The sequence below is a fragment of the Galbibacter marinus genome (assembly GCF_000300875.1).
Classification (GTDB): domain Bacteria; phylum Bacteroidota; class Bacteroidia; order Flavobacteriales; family Flavobacteriaceae; genus Galbibacter; species Galbibacter marinus.
Genome location: NZ_AMSG01000003.1, coordinates 16,497 through 33,038, shown reverse-complemented (window position 1 = coordinate 33,038; position 16,542 = coordinate 16,497). Strand labels below are relative to the sequence as shown.

At 37.4% G+C, this 16,542-nt stretch carries 12 protein-coding genes; 7 read left to right on the top strand and 5 right to left on the bottom strand.

The window, feature by feature from the left end; translation table 11 throughout:
* Positions 1–20: 20 nt before the first annotated feature.
* Positions 21–2,861: an excinuclease ABC subunit UvrA gene (uvrA, locus tag I215_RS03595; RefSeq protein ID WP_008990592.1), complete on the bottom strand. Its 2,841-nt coding sequence runs from the start codon at positions 2,859–2,861 to the stop codon at positions 21–23.
* Between the two features lie 318 nt (positions 2,862–3,179).
* Here uvrA and I215_RS03590 point away from each other — a divergent pair, with 318 nt between their 5' ends.
* The gene (locus I215_RS03590; RefSeq protein WP_008990591.1) at positions 3,180–4,139 is read left to right on the top strand and encodes a bifunctional helix-turn-helix transcriptional regulator/GNAT family N-acetyltransferase; all 960 of its coding nucleotides are present in this window, start codon (positions 3,180–3,182) and stop codon (positions 4,137–4,139) included.
* A 63-nt stretch (positions 4,140–4,202) separates the two neighbouring features.
* Here the strand turns inward: I215_RS03590 and I215_RS03585 are convergent, their stop codons facing one another.
* A complete protein-coding gene (locus I215_RS03585; RefSeq protein ID WP_008990590.1) occupies positions 4,203–5,570 on the bottom strand; it encodes an aldehyde dehydrogenase in 1,368 nt (455 codons plus the stop codon).
* Positions 5,571–6,097: 527 nt separating this feature from the next.
* Between I215_RS03585 and ilvD the strand changes: the two genes are divergently transcribed.
* The 6 genes from ilvD to I215_RS03555 all read left to right on the top strand — a co-directional run bounded on the left by ilvD (position 6,098) and on the right by I215_RS03555 (position 14,678).
* Complete coding sequence (gene ilvD / locus I215_RS03580; RefSeq protein ID WP_008990589.1) at positions 6,098–7,780, top strand: dihydroxy-acid dehydratase; 1,683 nt, start codon at positions 6,098–6,100, stop codon at positions 7,778–7,780.
* Between the two features lie 54 nt (positions 7,781–7,834).
* Entirely contained in the window at positions 7,835–9,568 is a 1,734-nt protein-coding gene (ilvB, locus tag I215_RS03575) for a biosynthetic-type acetolactate synthase large subunit (RefSeq protein ID WP_008990588.1), read from the top strand.
* Between the two features lie 13 nt (positions 9,569–9,581).
* On the top strand, positions 9,582–10,109 hold the full coding sequence (gene ilvN, locus I215_RS03570) for an acetolactate synthase small subunit (protein WP_008990587.1): 528 nt from the start codon (positions 9,582–9,584) through the stop codon (positions 10,107–10,109).
* Between the two features lie 37 nt (positions 10,110–10,146).
* Entirely contained in the window at positions 10,147–11,616 is a 1,470-nt protein-coding gene (gene ilvC / locus I215_RS03565; RefSeq protein WP_008990586.1) for a ketol-acid reductoisomerase, read from the top strand.
* A 69-nt stretch (positions 11,617–11,685) separates the two neighbouring features.
* Positions 11,686–12,948 (top strand): threonine ammonia-lyase IlvA, encoded by a 1,263-nt coding sequence (gene ilvA / locus I215_RS03560; protein ID WP_040459823.1) that lies wholly within the window; start codon positions 11,686–11,688, stop codon positions 12,946–12,948.
* 128 nt (positions 12,949–13,076) lie between these two features.
* A complete protein-coding gene (locus I215_RS03555) occupies positions 13,077–14,678 on the top strand; it encodes an NADP-dependent glyceraldehyde-3-phosphate dehydrogenase (RefSeq protein ID WP_008990584.1) in 1,602 nt (533 codons plus the stop codon).
* Between the two features lie 162 nt (positions 14,679–14,840).
* Here I215_RS03555 and trxA read toward each other — a convergent pair whose 3' ends face one another.
* The 3 genes from trxA to I215_RS03540 all read right to left on the bottom strand — a co-directional run bounded on the left by trxA (position 14,841) and on the right by I215_RS03540 (position 16,522).
* Positions 14,841–15,140 carry a thioredoxin gene (gene trxA, locus I215_RS03550; RefSeq protein ID WP_008990583.1) on the bottom strand — a complete coding sequence of 100 codons (300 nt, stop codon included), beginning with the start codon at positions 15,138–15,140 and terminating at the stop codon, positions 14,841–14,843.
* Between the two features lie 126 nt (positions 15,141–15,266).
* Positions 15,267–15,548 carry a DUF3817 domain-containing protein gene (locus I215_RS03545; RefSeq protein ID WP_008990582.1) on the bottom strand — a complete coding sequence of 94 codons (282 nt, stop codon included), beginning with the start codon at positions 15,546–15,548 and terminating at the stop codon, positions 15,267–15,269.
* Positions 15,549–15,688: 140 nt separating this feature from the next.
* A complete protein-coding gene (locus I215_RS03540) occupies positions 15,689–16,522 on the bottom strand; it encodes an OmpA/MotB family protein (protein ID WP_008990581.1) in 834 nt (277 codons plus the stop codon).
* Positions 16,523–16,542 lie beyond the last annotated feature (20 nt).

Sequence of the window (16,542 nt, the reverse complement as noted above, 5' to 3'; positions counted from 1 at the left end):
AGCTACTTATTTTATGTTATTTAAACAATATTTTCAAGCTCCTCTCTGAGGTATTTCGCGGTGTAACTCTTAGTGTTTTTGATGATTTCTTCCGGTGTTCCACTGGCCATTAATTGCCCTCCTGATTTACCACCTTCGGGCCCAATATCAATAATGTAATCTACCATTTTAATGACATCTAAATTATGCTCTATAATCAACACCGTATTGCCTTTATCGGTTAGTTTATTCAACACACCCATTAGGACTCGAATATCCTCAAAATGCAAACCAGTTGTTGGCTCATCTAAAATGTAAAATGTGTTGCCTGTATCTCTTTTGGACAATTCAGTGGCTAGTTTGACGCGTTGCGCTTCACCACCGGAGAGGGTAGTGGACTGCTGTCCAAGAGTAATGTAGCCAAGGCCTACGTCTTGTAAGGTAGCAAGTTTTCGATGAATTTTAGGAATGTTTTCAAAAAAATCTACTGATTCATTAATTGTCATTTCTAAAACATCCGATATGGATTTACCTTTATATCTGATTTCCAGAGTTTCCCTGTTAAAACGTTTGCCTTGGCAGGTCTCACATGCTACAGTAACATCTGGTAAAAAGTTCATTTCGATAACCCGCATTCCAGCCCCTTGACAGGTCTCACAACGCCCGCCCTTGACATTAAAACTAAACCTTCCTGGCTTATATCCTCTAATCATTGCCTCTGGCGTTTGTGTAAATAAGCTGCGAATTTCACTAAATACTCCCGTATAGGTGGCCGGATTAGATCTTGGAGTACGGCCAATTGGAGATTGATTAATATCAATAACCTTATCGATATTCTTCAACCCATTAATTTTCGTATAAGGCATGGGTATTTTAACCGCATTAAAAAAATGTGCATTTAAAATAGGATAGAGGGTTTCATTGATAAGAGTAGACTTCCCACTTCCTGAAACTCCTGTAACCCCAATCATTTTACCAAGAGGAAATTCTACGTCAATGTTCTTTAGGTTGTTTCCGGTACACCCTGATAGAATAATACTCTTTCCGTTGCCTTTACGTCGTTTTTTTGGAACTTCTATTTTCTTTACACCCGAAATATAATCAGCTGTAAGGGTATTGAAATTTTCAAGGCTCTCTGGTGGACCTTGAGAGATAATTTCTCCACCATGCCGTCCAGCCTTAGGTCCAATATCAATAACATGATCAGCTCTAAGAATCATATCCTTATCGTGTTCAACGACAATAACTGAGTTACCAATGTCCCTTAAGGATTCTAAAGATCTTATCAGGCGATTGTTATCCCTTTGATGCAATCCAATGCTCGGTTCATCTAGGATATAAAGTACTCCCACGAGTTGCGAACCTATTTGTGTGGCTAGGCGTATTCGTTGAGCTTCTCCACCTGAAAGAGTTTTTGAACTACGGTCCAAAGCAAGGTATGTAAGTCCTACATCAAGTAAGAATTGAATTCGGGTACTAATTTCTTTTAAAATCTCTTCAGCTATTTTGAATTGCTTATGAGATAGAGAATCTTTAAGGTGGCCGAAGAACTTAGCCAAATCCACCAAATCCATGGCAGCAAGCTCAGCGATATTTTTTTGATCAATTTTAAAATGAAGCGAGGATTCCTTTAGACGGCTTCCTCCACACTGCTCACAGGCAACCTTATCCATGTATTCCTTTGCCCATCTTTTTATGCTACTGGAATTACTATCATTAAATTGATTCGTAATAAAATGGACAATTCCTTCAAATTCAATCTTATAATCCCGAGTAATACCCAAGGTTTTAGAGGTGACTTGAAACTTTTCATTCCCCCCATTTAGGATAATATCCATGGCCGGTTTTGGAATATCCTTTATAGGATCTGTTAGTTTAAAATCAAAACGCTGAGCGATGGTTTCCAGTTGCTTGAAAATCCAGGTGTTTTTATAAGGTCCAATAGGTAAAATCCCACCAGTCTTAATGCTTTTAGTGTCATCTGCAATGACTTTCTTTAGATTTACCTGATATAGACTTCCTAGCCCAGAACAGTTCGGGCACATTCCCTTAGGAGAATTGAAAGAAAAAGTATTTGGTTCTGGATTAGGGTAGGAAATTCCAGTTGTTGGACACATGAGATTTCGACTAAAAAAGCGGAGTTCTCCATTATCCTGATCTAAAACAATTAATACATCATCCCCATGATACATCGCTGTTTGGATGGACTCAGTTAAACGTTTGGTTGTCTGCTCAGCGCGCTCTACAACCAGACGGTCAATCACAATCTCAATATCGTGGGTCTTATAACGATCCACTTTCATTCCCTTTTCTAAATCGAGTAGTTCACCATCAATCCTTACTTTTGCAAATCCCTGTTTTGAAATATGCTCAAAAAGTTCGCGATAATGCCCCTTTCGACTTCTAATAACAGGGGAGAGTATATTAATGCGTCTTCCTTGAAATTCTGTTAAAATTAATTCCTGAATTTGAGCATCACTATAGCTCACCATTTTCTCTCCCGTTTTATAACTATATGCATCTGATGCTCTTGCATAGAGAAGTCTTAGGAAATCATATATTTCTGTGATGGTCCCAACTGTGGAACGTGGAGATTTTGAAGTGGTCTTTTGCTCAATGGCGATCACTGGGGATAATCCGTCTATCTTATCAACATCGGGCCTTTCCAAACCACCCAAAAATTGCCGGGCATAGGCAGAAAAAGTTTCTATATATCGTCTTTGTCCTTCAGCATATATAGTATCAAAGGCAAGAGATGATTTACCGCTCCCTGATAAGCCTGTGATCACCACTAATTTCTCTCGGGGTATTGTAACATCTATATTTTTAAGGTTATGGACTCTTGCGCCCTTTACCTCAATATTATCTTCATGGTTTGTCATATGATACGCAAAACAACAAAATTACAATATTCCAAGCTAAATAAGAAGTTGCAAGGATCTTGATCCTTACTAAATTATCAAAGTAGTCCTTACTGATCAACCAATGAGACTAAAAGGGTTAATCTTAGTTTTATTTTCTGATAGGAAAGTAGGCGTGTAAACACGGTTATTTTGGCTTAAATACGCTATTTTTGTAGTAACAAATTATCCAAAATGTTTTTAATTAAAATAGCTAGAATTTCCTCTTATTATTTGCGGCTATCTATTTTTGAGATACTTTTGCATAACCAGTTATATAACTTTTAACAATACTAGGCAATGGTAGACATCTTTGAACGAACGGGAAAGATAGCAATCGGTAGAAGATTACGTCTTTTAAGTCAACAACTTACCGATGATTCAAGCAAGATTTACCAATTATACGGAATAGAAGGGTTTCTACCCAAATGGTTTCCAGTCTTTTTTATTCTCCATCAAGATGGAGAACAAACAATTACACGAATTGCTGAGCACATAGGTCATTCACAACCCTCGGTAACAAGGAGTATAAAGGAAATGGCTAAGGTCGGTCTGGTTAAGGACAATCTTAAATCTAAGGACAAACGTAAAAATGTCGTTGGTCTGACTGACAAAGGGATGATCATCTCACAGAAGATCCTAAATGAACTCTCCAGTGATGCCAACAATGTAGTAGATCTTATGATTGCACAAGCACAGCATAATCTATGGGAAGCTATCAAAGAATGGGAGAAATTACTAGAGCAAAAATCCTTACATAAAAGGATACAGGAACAAAAAAAGCAACGAGAAAGCAAGTACATCAAAATTGTTTCATACCAAGCTGAGTATAAATCAGCCTTTAAGAGTTTAAATGAACAGTGGGTTTCTACTTATTTTGAGATGGAAGAATCGGATTATAAATACCTAGATCATCCAGAAAAAAATATTATTGAAAAGGGTGGTAAAATTCTAGTAGCGCTTTATAAAGACCAGCCGATGGGGGTGTGTGCCCTTATAAAAACGGAGGACCCTGAATACGATTTTGAACTAATTAAGATGGCCGTATCACCTGAGGCTCAAGGTAAAAACATTGGTTATTTATTGGGTAAAGAAATCATTAAGGTCGCCAAAGAATTAGGGGCTTCAAAACTATTTTTGGAAAGTAATCGCGTTTTAAAACCTGCCGTGAATCTTTATCACAAATTAGGATTCACGGAAATTTCTACGCGTCCTAGCCCATATAAAAGGGCAGATATTCAAATGGAATTAGCATTATAATTAAAGGTAAGCGCATAGCTTTAAATGACTTTTATTAAAGGCCATTGAAGGAGTGTTATACACTTACCTTTGAAAGAACTTAAGCCACTTCAATTTTCCCTTGTAAGGAGGGTAGCGCAGGGGTATATCAAGCCAAGAACTTCTTTGGACAATTGCCTTTTGATGAGAAAAGGTTTTAAATGTACAATCTCCATGATATGCACCTATCCCGCTATGTCCCACACCGCCAAAAGGAAGGTTTTTGTCAGCATAGTGCACCATGGTGTCATTGATCACCCCTCCTCCGAAAGAAAAACTTTGTATTACCTTGTCAGTAAATGAATTTTCGCTACTAAAAACATAAAGTGCCAGAGGCTTTTCAAACCGATCAATAATTTGCTGGATTTGTTCAAATGACTGAAACCCAATAATGGGGAGGATGGGCCCAAAAATCTCTTGTTGCATAAGTGGGCTATCAATATGAGGCTCATTTACTAGGGTTGGTACAAAAAGTTGACCATCAACCGTCCCTCCAAAAAGCACCTCTTGATCCTGAATGAGCTTCAAGAGTCGCTGACTATGATCTGTATTTATGATATTAGCATAATCACTTGTGGAATTGCATAAATCAGGATAGGCTTTGTTGATTTCTTCCTTAAGCTCATTAATTAATCGATCTTTCACCTTGTAATGCACCAATAAGTAATCTGGTGCAATACAGCTTTGCCCAGCATTTAAGAACTTCCCCCATACAATACGTTTGGCAAGGTGCTTAAAAGAAGCTGTAGAATCGACAATACAAGGACTTTTTCCACCGAGTTCTAAGGTGACAGGGGTCAGGTGTTCGGCAGCTTTGCTATACACATATTTCCCAACTTCGGTACTGCCTGTAAAAAAGATATAATCCCATCGAAATTCCAAGAGCCTTTGAGAGATTTTCTTATCGCCAACCACAACGCTAACATGGTCTTGGTCAAAAATATCCTGAATGATTTCTTGGATAATAGCCGTGGTATTTGGACTCATTTCCGAGGGTTTAAGTACAATGGTATTGCCTGCTGCGAGCGCACCGATTAGTGGGATTATAGCAAGAGCGAAAGGGTAATTCCAAGGAGAAATAATCAGTATTCTTCCATAGGGTTCTTGGTGTATCCTAGAGGTGGAAGGGAAATTTAGGATACTAGAAGCAACCCTTTTAGGTCGGGTCCATTTATCGATGTGCTTTAGGGTGTTATTGATTTCTCCAATTACTATATTGATTTCTGTAGCCAAAGCTTCAAAGGTTGGTTTCTTTAGATCCTTATAGATGGCTTTAAGGATAACCTCCTCTCGGTTTACTATAGTGTCTTTAAGGGCTTTTAGTAATTGTTTTCTAGTGGAAATAGCCAATGTACCTCCGCCTTTAAAAAATACATCCTGACCTTTAATCAAATTTGATATATCTGTTTGCATTGTTAAAATGGCTCAAAAGTTTTTTCAATTTAGAAAATATATATAATATTGCTGCTATGAAAAATCAAATAATTCTTATTCCTCTGATTCAAAACTTAGTGATTATTCACTGAGCAAGGAAGGGAATTAATGCAATTTAAATTTGTGACCTTCCAAAATGTGGAAGGTTTTTTATTTATATGAAATACATAATTAACATAGTCATTCGAATTATGAACTCTGGGTTGAGTTGATACAGTTTCGAGTGCTCGAAATTATAGGGTCTGTATCAGTTTTGATACAGACCTTTTTTTTATCTGACATCTGGGTGTTAATTCGCCAAAAGAAGGATGTTTTTAAAATAATTCAAAGAATTAATTAGGTTTGAGTGTCCTAATTTAATTCAATTAAATTACTAATAAACAGTAAGTTAACTATTTTATAATGCAATTGGATTTAAAGTCTGATCAATAGTATGGCATCTTTTACAAATGCATTAGTATAATTTTGAATATAATTAAATAATACTCGAAAATTTAACAAATAAAGTGAATTTAAAAAAGTTTAGTCAACAGGTAACACAGGATCCAACGCTTCCAGCTGCGCAAGCGATGCTACACGCCTTGGGTTTAACGGATGAAGATTTACAAAAACCTTTTATCGGTATTGCTAGTACAGGATATGAAGGGAATCCATGTAATATGCATTTAAACGGTTTGGCGACCCATATTAAAAAGGGAACGGCAAATGCAGACATGGTGGGTTTGATCTTCAATACCATCGGAGTCAGTGACGGAATTTCTAACGGCACACCAGGAATGCGTTATTCTCTTCCTTCAAGAGATATTATTGCGGATTCTGTAGAAACGGTCGTAGAAGCAATGTCCTATGATGGTCTTGTCACGGTTGTGGGCTGTGATAAAAATATGCCTGGTGCACTAATGGCCATGTTAAGGCTTAATCGTCCTTCTATCTTAGTCTATGGAGGAACGATTGCTTCAGGATGTCATAATGGAAGAAAATTAGATATTATATCTGCCTTTGAGGCCTATGGTCAGAAGGTGGCTGGAACAATAGATGACAGTGAATTTAACCAAGTAATTCACAAGGCTTGTCCAGGTCCTGGTGCTTGTGGAGGTATGTATACCGCTAACACAATGGCTTCAGCCATCGAGGCATTAGGGATGTCACTTCCATTTAACTCTTCTACTCCGGCAGTAAGTAATGGGAGTTTAAAAGAGGAAGAATGTGTAAAAGCCGGAGAGGCCGTAAGATATTTATTAGAAAATGATATTAAGCCTTCTGATATAGTCAGTAGAAAATCACTAGAGAATGCCTTTAGATTAGTAACTGTTTTAGGTGGATCTACCAATGCAGTACTTCACTTCTTAGCCATTGCTAAAGCGGCTCAAGTAGAATTTACACTAGAGGACTTTAAACGTATTAGTGACAACACACCTTTGCTGGCTGATTTAAAACCAAGCGGTAAATATTCCATGGAAGACCTACACGGTGTTGGAGGAATACCTGGAGTTTTAAAATACATGTTGGACAACGATATGTTACACGGTGATTGTTTGACAGTAACAGGAAAAACACTAGCAGAGAACCTTAAGGATGTGCCCAATTTACTTGAAGATCAAGATATCGTTCACACTTTAGACAATCCAATAAAAGAAACAGGGCACATTAGAATTCTATTTGGAAACCTTGCTACAGAAGGAGCTGTTGCAAAGATCACTGGTAAGGAAGGTTTGGCATTTAAGGGCCCAGCTAAAGTATATAACAGTGAGATCGAAGTTAATAAAAGTATTAAAAACGGTGAGGTTCAAAAAGGAGATGTCGTTATAATCCGCTATGAAGGTCCTAAAGGAGCCCCTGGAATGCCAGAGATGCTTAAGCCAACTTCTTCCATTATGGGAGCAGGACTCGGAAAGGATGTCGCATTAATTACAGATGGACGTTTCTCAGGTGGATCCCACGGTTTTGTGGTTGGACATGTTTCGCCAGAGGCACAGGTGGGTGGTAATATTGCTCTTGTGGAGAATGGTGATATTATATCCATCGATGCAGTGAACAATACCATCGACATTGAAATATCTGATGATGAATTGGCTAAACGACGTGCTGCGTGGAAAGAACCAGAATTAAAAATAAAAAGAGGATCCCTCTACAAATATGCTAAATCAGTATCCTCTGCCTCCAAAGGGTGTGTTACTGATGAATTTTAACTTAACATCAATTTGCTAATTACGGTAGATACCGTAGCTAAAAGTTTATTACTTATGGAAGTAAAAACATTAAAAAAAGAAGATAGCAAAACCGGAAAGAAAATCAGAATTTCGGGTGCTGAAGCAGTAATTCACTGCTTATTGGCTGAAGGCATTGATACAGTTTATGGTTACCCTGGTGGTGCCATTATGCCCATTTATGATGAACTTTATAAGTTTAGAGGAAAGCTTCATCACGTTTTAACAAGACATGAGCAAGGTGCAGCGCATGCTGCTCAAGGATATGCGAGGGTTTCAGGAAAAGTCGGTGTTGCAATGGCTACCTCTGGTCCTGGAGCAACAAATTTAATTACAGGGATCGCAGATGCTCAGATTGATTCTACACCAATGGTGTGTATCACTGGACAGGTTGCCCGTCATTTATTGGGATCTGACGCGTTTCAAGAAACAGATATCGTAGGGATTTCAACTCCAGTAACCAAATGGAATTATCAGATCACTCAAGCCTCTGAAATTCCTGAGATTATAGCAAAGGCATTTTTTATTGCACGTTCTGGAAGACCAGGACCTGTATTAATCGATATTACTAAAAATGCACAATTCGAGGAATTTGATTTTGATTATCAAAAATGTACGGCTATTCGTAGCTACAACCCTTTTCCAAAAGTTGACCAAACCAAAGTAAGTGAAGCTGCTGAACTTATCAATGGTGCTAAAAAACCAATGATTGTTTGGGGACAAGGTATTATTCTTGGAAAAGCAGAACAAGAATTGAAAGCCTTTATTGAGAAATCTGGTATTCCGGCTGCTTGGACCATTTTAGGTGCTTCGGCAATATCTTCTAGTCATCCACTTAATGTTGGTATGGTTGGTATGCATGGTAACTATGCACCTAACATACTAACCAATGAATGTGATGTCCTGATTGCGTTAGGGATGCGATTTGACGATAGGGTTACAGGAGATCTTGATACCTATGCTAAGCAGGCTAAAGTTATTCATTTTGAAATCGACCCGTCTGAGATTAACAAAAACGTCCATGCAGATGTCGCCGTTTTAGGTAATGTAAAGGAGACACTTGCTGCTATTTTACCCCAAATCAATCAAAACTCTCACCAGAACTGGCATGATGTATTTAAAGAAAAATACGCCATTGAATTCGAAAAGGTTATTAAAGATGATATTCAACCAGAGAAACCAGGCCTTACTATGGGCGAGGTGATTGAACAAATAAACATAGCTTCCAAACATCAGGCAGTGGTTGTGACCGATGTGGGGCAACACCAAATGATTGCATGTCGTTATGCAAAATTTGAAAACTCTAAAAGCAATATTACCTCAGGTGGGTTAGGAACCATGGGGTTTGCATTACCAGCAGCAATTGGTGCTAAAATGGGTGCACCTGAAAGACAGGTGGTAGCTGTAATTGGAGATGGTGGATATCAAATGACTATCCAAGAATTAGGTACCATTTTTCAGACTAATGTACCAGTTAAAATAGTGGTGTTAAACAATGATTTCCTTGGAATGGTTCGTCAGTGGCAACAATTGTTCTTCGACAAGCGTTACGCTTCGACAGAGATGACCAATCCAGACTTTATCACCATCGCTAAGGGTTATCATATTGAGGCAAAAAAGGTAACTAAACGTGAAGATCTTAAGGAAGCAGTAGAGGCAATGATCGCCTCTGAAGATGCATTCTTTTTAGAAGTAAGTGTTGAGAAGGAAGACAATGTGTTCCCAATGATCCCTACAGGTGCTTCAGTTTCAGATATTCGTTTAAGCTAAAAGAGCAATAAAAATGGAAGATAAAAAGAACTTTACAATTTCAGTTTATTCTGAAAACAACATAGGATTGTTGAATAGGATTTCAGGTATTTTCTTAAAGAGACACATCAATATAGAGAGTTTAAATGTTTCTAAATCAGAGATTGATGAAGTTTCTAAATTCACAATAGTTGTGTATACTACTGAAGACTGGGCACGTAAAATCGTCGGTCAAATAGAGAAGCAAATAGAGGTGATAAAGGCCTACTATCACACGGATGAAGAAACGATATTTCAAGAAACTGCCTTGTTTAAGATCGCTTCAAATCTTTTATTTGACGAGCGTCAAATTCAAAACATCATAAAGGATAATCATTCCACTATTGTAACGGTTTCTCCAGAATTCTTCGTGATCTCAAAATCAGGAAGAAGAGAAGAGATAGAAACCATGTACCAGGAGTTAAAACCCTATGGCATTATGCAGTTTGTCCGTTCGGGACGTGTTGCTGTTACAAAAACAACGATGCAGATTTCATCAATTTTAAAAGAATTTCAAGTTTAAATTCAATTAATAAACCTAAAAATTTAATACAAAAAAAATGGCAAATTATTTTAATACACTATCACTTAGACAGCAATTGGAACAATTGGGGGTTTGTGAATTTATGGATATCTCAGAATTTGCGGATGGTGTAGAAAAACTAAAAGGAAAAAAAGTAGTTATCGTAGGATGTGGAGCTCAAGGACTTAACCAAGGGTTAAATATGAGAGATTCTGGTCTTGATATTTCTTATGCCCTTAGAGAAAGTGCTATAAAAGAAAAGCGTCAATCCTATGTCAATGCAACCGAGAATGGATTTAAAGTTGGAACATATGAGGAACTAATTCCAACTGCTGACTTAGTTAGTAACCTAACTCCAGATAAGCAACACACCAATGTTGTAAACACCATTATGCCACTTATGAAAAAAGGGGCAACACTTTCGTATTCACACGGATTCAACATCGTTGAAGAAGGAATGCAGGTAAGAGAGGATATTACCGTAATTATGGTGGCGCCTAAATGTCCTGGATCTGAGGTTCGCGAAGAATACAAAAGAGGATTTGGTGTACCAACTCTTATAGCTGTGCACCCAGAGAATGATCCTGAAGCAAAAGGATTGGATCAAGCTAAAGCCTATGCAGCAGCTACTGGAGGTCATCGCGCTGGAGTATTGCGTTCTTCATTTGTAGCAGAGGTAAAATCGGACCTTATGGGAGAACAAACTATACTATGTGGTTTATTACAAACTGGATCCATCCTTTGTTTTGACAAAATGGTTGAAAAAGGTATTGAACCAGGATATGCTTCTAAATTAATTCAGTACGGCTGGGAAACGATTACCGAGGCTTTGAAATATGGTGGTATCACTAATATGATGGACCGTCTTTCCAATCCTGCAAAAATTGAAGCTTTCAAACTTGCAGAAGAATTAAAGGATATTATGAGACCATTGTTCCAAAAACATATGGATGATATCATGAGTGGTCATTTTTCCAAAACAATGATGGAGGATTGGGCTAATGATGATAAAAACCTTCTTTCATGGCGTGCTGAAACTGGTGAAACTGCTTTTGAAAAGACAGCAGCTGGATCGGATGCTATTTCGGAACAAGAATATTTTGACAATGCAGTACTAATGGTTGCCTTTGTGAAAAGTGGGGTTGAATTGGCATTTGAAACTATGGTAGAGGCCGGTATTATTGAGGAATCAGCATACTATGAGTCCTTACACGAAACACCGCTTATTGCCAATACCATTGCTAGAAAGAAACTCTTTGAAATGAATAGAGTGATTTCTGATACAGCGGAATATGGTTGTTATTTATTCGATCATGCTTGTAAGCCACTTCTTAAAGACTTTATGAAGAAAATTGATACCAATGTTATCGGAAAACCATTTTCTAACAGCAATGGTGTAGACAATAAAGAATTAATTGAGATTAATGATCAATTACGTAATCATCCAGTTGAAGAAGTAGGAGCGTGGCTACGTACCTCAATGACTGCAATGAAAAAAATCGTATAAGTTAACAATCGTTCTGACTTGTCCTTTTGCGGAAGATCCGTGAAAGAAAAATTGCAAAATAATAATTTTATGCAAATACAAACGGTATACATACCTAAATTAGAACACATAAAAGAAGCTGCTGCAACTCTTAAAGGGGTTGCGGCAGTTACTCCTTTAAACCTAAGTCATCGTTATTCAAAACAATACGGTGCTAAAATCATGCTCAAACGTGAAGATTTACAAATGGTACGTTCCTATAAAATAAGAGGGGCTTACAATAAAATAAGTTCTTTAACGCAACAGCAAAGAGACAATGGTATTGTATGTGCCTCAGCTGGGAATCATTCTCAAGGAGTTGCATACAGCTGTAAAGCCCTTAAGATTAAAGGAACCATTTTTATGCCTGCTCCTACACCTAAACAAAAGATAGAGCAGGTAGCGATGTTCGGGGAGGACTATATTGATATTGTCTTACATGGCGATACCTTTGATGATGCAAATAAAGCTGCAATGGCCCAATGTGAAGAACTAGGTAAAACTTTTGTTCATCCTTTTGATGATCCTAAAGTTATGGAGGGTCAAGGCACAGTAGGACTTGAAATACTTGAGTCTACAGATCTTCCAATAGATTACCTTTTTGTTCCTATAGGTGGAGGTGGCTTGGCATCTGGAGTCATAGGAGTTTTTAATCAGCTTTCCCCACAAACTAAAATTATCGGTGTTGAGCCACAGGGTGCTCCATCGATGTCCACTTCACTTGCCAAAGGTAAAAATACAGAGCTGGGTAAAATTGACAAATTTGTCGATGGTGCAGCGGTTCAAAGAGTAGGGGATATGACCTTTGCCATCTGTCAGCAACATTTAGATCAAATGGTACAAGTAGCAGAAGGAAGAGTGTGTCAAGAAATTCTGGATTTATACAATAAGGACGCCATTGTTGTTGAACCAGCTGGCGCTTTAACCCTAGCCGCCTTAGATCAGTTCAAAGATCAAATCAAAGGCAAAAATGTGGTCTGCGTTATCAGTGGAAGTAACAACGATATCACACGTACTGCAGAAATTAAAGAACGTGCTTTACTTTATGCTAATTTAAAACATTATTTTATTATTAGATTCCCGCAAAGAGCTGGAGCTTTAAAGGAATTTGTTGCCGAAATCTTAGGGCCTAATGATGATATTACCCATTTTCAGTACACAAAAAAGAATGCGAAAGAAAATGCGCCTGCGGTGGTAGGCATCGAGCTCAAATCTGAACAGGATTTAGAACCTCTTATCGCTCGAATGAAAAGCAGAAACTTTTTCGGAGAGTACTTAAACAACAAACCAGATTTGTTTCAGTATCTTGTATAAATTACAAATTTGTGATTTAAAGTGCTTTTTTTTATTAATAATTGAATCTTAACGTCGTATTTACGAACTTTAGGGCTAAATTGTCTATTTCACTTAACATAAAAGAAAAAATTTACAAAAAAGAAACTATGGAAACCAAAACCAAAACATTTCAAAAAATTCCTGACCAATTTCAGGTCAAACAGCCCATAGACCATAGAACCTATTTATCAAACGGAGTCCTTAAACCCTGGACTGGAAAAACAACTCCAGTATATTCCACCATATCATCTACTAAGGAGTACCAGCCAACTCTTTTAGGAAGTATACCTTATATGGGTGAGACAGAAGCTAACGAAGTGTTAGAGTCTGCAGCAAAAGCCTATGATAAGGGTAAAGGAATTTGGCCCACTATGAAAGTCTCACAACGCGTGGCTTGTATGGAGAAATTCGCCAAACAAATGGTTACAAAACGAGACGAAGTTGTAAAATTACTCATGTGGGAGATCGGTAAGAACTTGGCGGATTCACAAAAGGAGTTTGATAGAACTGTTGAGTACATCTATGACACCATTGAGGATTATAAACAATTGGATCGCGATTCTGCAAACTTTAAAAAGCGAGATGGTATCTACGCTCATATTCGTAGAGGACCACTAGGAATCGTACTTTGTCTAGGGCCATATAACTACCCGTTAAACGAAACCTTTGCTTTGTTGATCCCTGCTATTATGATGGGTAATACTGTAATTTTCAAACCAGCTAAACACGGGGTATTACTTCTTACTCCTTTAATGGAGGCTTTTAGATCTAGTTTTCCAAAAGGTGTGGTAAATATTGTTTTTGGAAGAGGTAGAGAAGTTGCTGCACCAATTATGAGATCAGGTAGAGTTGATGTCTTAGCTCTTATTGGAAATAGTAAATCTGCTGTTGCACTTCAAGATCAACACCCTCACAAAAACCGTCTAAGACTTGTATTAGGCCTAGAGGCTAAGAATCCAGGAATAATCTTGCCTAATGCAGATTTAGATTTGGCCATAAACGAGTGTATTGCTGGAACCTTATCATTTAATGGTCAACGTTGCACGGCATTGAAAGTACTTTATGTACATCAAGATGTATTAGAGGAATTTAATGCACGTTTTGCAAAAAGAGTGGATGAATTAAAATTCGCAAATCCATGGGAGGAAGGTGCGACCTTAACCCCACTACCTGAGCCAGATAAACCTGCATACATACAAGGACTTATAGATGATGCTACAGCAAAGGGTGCTAAAGTAATTAATGAAAAAGGTGGACAAACCACGGACAATTACATATTCCCTGCGGTATTGTATCCAGTAACCAAAGAGATGCGTGTATTCCAAGAAGAACAATTTGGACCTGTTATTCCAATCGTTCCTTTCCATGATATAGATGAGCCAATCAACGATATGGCAGATTCTAATTACGGACAACAGGTGAGTCTGTTTGGGACTGATATCAGTACTCTTGCGCCGCTTATTGACAATCTTGTCAATTTGGTGTGTCGCGTGAACTTAAATAGCTCATGTCAAAGAGGACCAGATATGTATCCCTTTACAGGAAGAAAAGATTCTGCTGTTGGAACTTTAAGTGTACACGATGCCTTGAGATCATTCTCCATCAGAACATTTGTCGCTTCAAAAGATAATGAACACAACAACAGAATTTTAAATGACCTATTAGGAAGTAAGGCTTCTAATTTTGTAAGTACTGATTATATCCTGTAAGTGTTTTTTATGGTCTTTGGCTTATATATGCGATAAGATAAAGAACTCCATAATAAAAAGGCAAAAAGGCTTTTAAATGTGGTCCCCAATCTAATTTGATTGAGAAAGCATTTAAAAGCCTATTATTTTTTAATTAAATTATTATATTTTAAAGTAATAAAGCTAAGCATAAGAGTCTAATAGATCAATGAGATCCTTCTTACTCAGTAATCCAGATTGACGCCAAAGATGAGCTCCATTTTTAAAGATCATAAATGTAGGCACTCCTCGGATTTGAAATCGAGCTGCTAATTCTTTATTTTGATCTACATTAATTTTAATAATTTGTATGCGATCTCCCATATGATCTTTCACCTGTTTTAAGATCGGTGCCATCGTTTGACAGGGCCCACACCAGTCTGCGAAAAAATCAATAAGAACAGGTTTATCGACATTGATAATATCTTTAAAATTACTTTGCATGAATTTTAATATTAAATTTTTGAAATAACAAGTACCACAACCATCACAAGTTTAGCCAAGGCCTGAGCAAGTGGGGTAGGTACTTCTTATGGTTTAGAAAAACCTTCCAAAAAAGAAATCTAGACCTTAAGCGGTTCGCAGATATTTTCTTTCCATCCAGAAGGTTCCAAAAGGAACTATAGAACAAAATAACATGATCCCTAGGGTGGAATAGGTCCAACCGTGTTTTCTTTGAAGAACAACGGCCATAAGAACATACAACACAAATAGAATACCGTGAAGCATTCCAATAACTTGATTTGGCTCAGGCATATCTGCCATATATTTCAAAGGCATGGTCACGCCAAAAAGCAACAAATAAGAAATTCCTTCAAGGATACTGACTATTCTAAAATTCTTGATATTCATCATGTGAACAATTTTAATGCAAAAATAGTATTCTACAGGGATTAAGCTCGCTTTAAAATTGTTAAAGTGATGTTTAAATTAAAAAACGCCTGATCATTTGAGACCAGACGCTTTTTGATTAAAGTGTGTGCTAATCAAATTTACTCATTCGATGCCATTAGGGCAAAGAACTTGTTTATGTTTGGAAGAAGTACAATTCGAGTTCTTCGATTTTTACTTCTATCCTCTTGAGTTTCATTCCCAACTAGTGGTTGGAACTCACCACGCCCTGACGCAATCATTTTCTCAGGTGCAACATTGAATTCATTCTGAAGTTTTCTAACAACTGAAGTCGCTCTTAATACACTAAGATCCCAGTTATCTTGAACTTTAGCATTGTGGATGCTTCTTGAATCAGTATGACCCTCAACCATAACTTCAATACTTGGCTCTGAATTAATTACATCGGCTAATTTTTGTAAAATGTCATCTGCCTTATTGCTAATTCTGTAACTCGCTGTATTGAATAACAATTTATCAGAAATGGAGATCATTACCACAGTTTCGTCAATGTTAATTGCAATATCCTCATCTTCGTTCAAATCAGTATTGCTCATTGATGTTTGAAGATTGTGTGTAATGGCTAAGTTCATTGAATCCTTTAATGTAGTGGCTTGGCTTACTAGGGCTGGATCTACATTGGCTAGAGTCTTTCTCATCTCTGCCTTGGTATTCTCAGAAATAACAGCTGCATCACCTACAGTGACCATTTTGCTATTATTCTCATCCGTTAAGCTGCTTATTTTATTATTGTATTCATCTACTCTTTCTTGAATAGCAGCAAATTTACCTTCCAACTCCTCATTCTCTACTTGAGTTTTCTGAAGCTGGCTCTTTAGTTCACCGTTTTGATTTTCTAATGCTACATATTTTTTCTTAGAAACACACGAAGCCAAAAGTGCAACGGTTAATAAAGTTAAAGCTGTTTTTTTCATAATCGTCTATTATAAGTTTT

Coding starts and splice junctions, on each gene's coding strand:
- uvrA (WP_008990592.1), bottom strand. CDS start 2,861: ATGACAAACCATGAAGATAATATTGAGGTAAAGGGCGCAAGAGTCCAT.
- ilvB (WP_008990588.1), top strand. CDS start 7,835: ATGGAAGTAAAAACATTAAAAAAAGAAGATAGCAAAACCGGAAAGAAA.
- I215_RS03590 (WP_008990591.1), top strand. CDS start 3,180: ATGGTAGACATCTTTGAACGAACGGGAAAGATAGCAATCGGTAGAAGA.
- ilvA (WP_040459823.1), top strand. CDS start 11,686: ATGCAAATACAAACGGTATACATACCTAAATTAGAACACATAAAAGAA.
- I215_RS03540 (WP_008990581.1), bottom strand. CDS start 16,522: ATGAAAAAAACAGCTTTAACTTTATTAACCGTTGCACTTTTGGCTTCG.
- I215_RS03555 (WP_008990584.1), top strand. CDS start 13,077: ATGGAAACCAAAACCAAAACATTTCAAAAAATTCCTGACCAATTTCAG.
- I215_RS03545 (WP_008990582.1), bottom strand. CDS start 15,548: ATGAATATCAAGAATTTTAGAATAGTCAGTATCCTTGAAGGAATTTCT.
- ilvC (WP_008990586.1), top strand. CDS start 10,147: ATGGCAAATTATTTTAATACACTATCACTTAGACAGCAATTGGAACAA.
- I215_RS03585 (WP_008990590.1), bottom strand. CDS start 5,570: ATGCAAACAGATATATCAAATTTGATTAAAGGTCAGGATGTATTTTTT.
- ilvN (WP_008990587.1), top strand. CDS start 9,582: ATGGAAGATAAAAAGAACTTTACAATTTCAGTTTATTCTGAAAACAAC.
- trxA (WP_008990583.1), bottom strand. CDS start 15,140: ATGCAAAGTAATTTTAAAGATATTATCAATGTCGATAAACCTGTTCTT.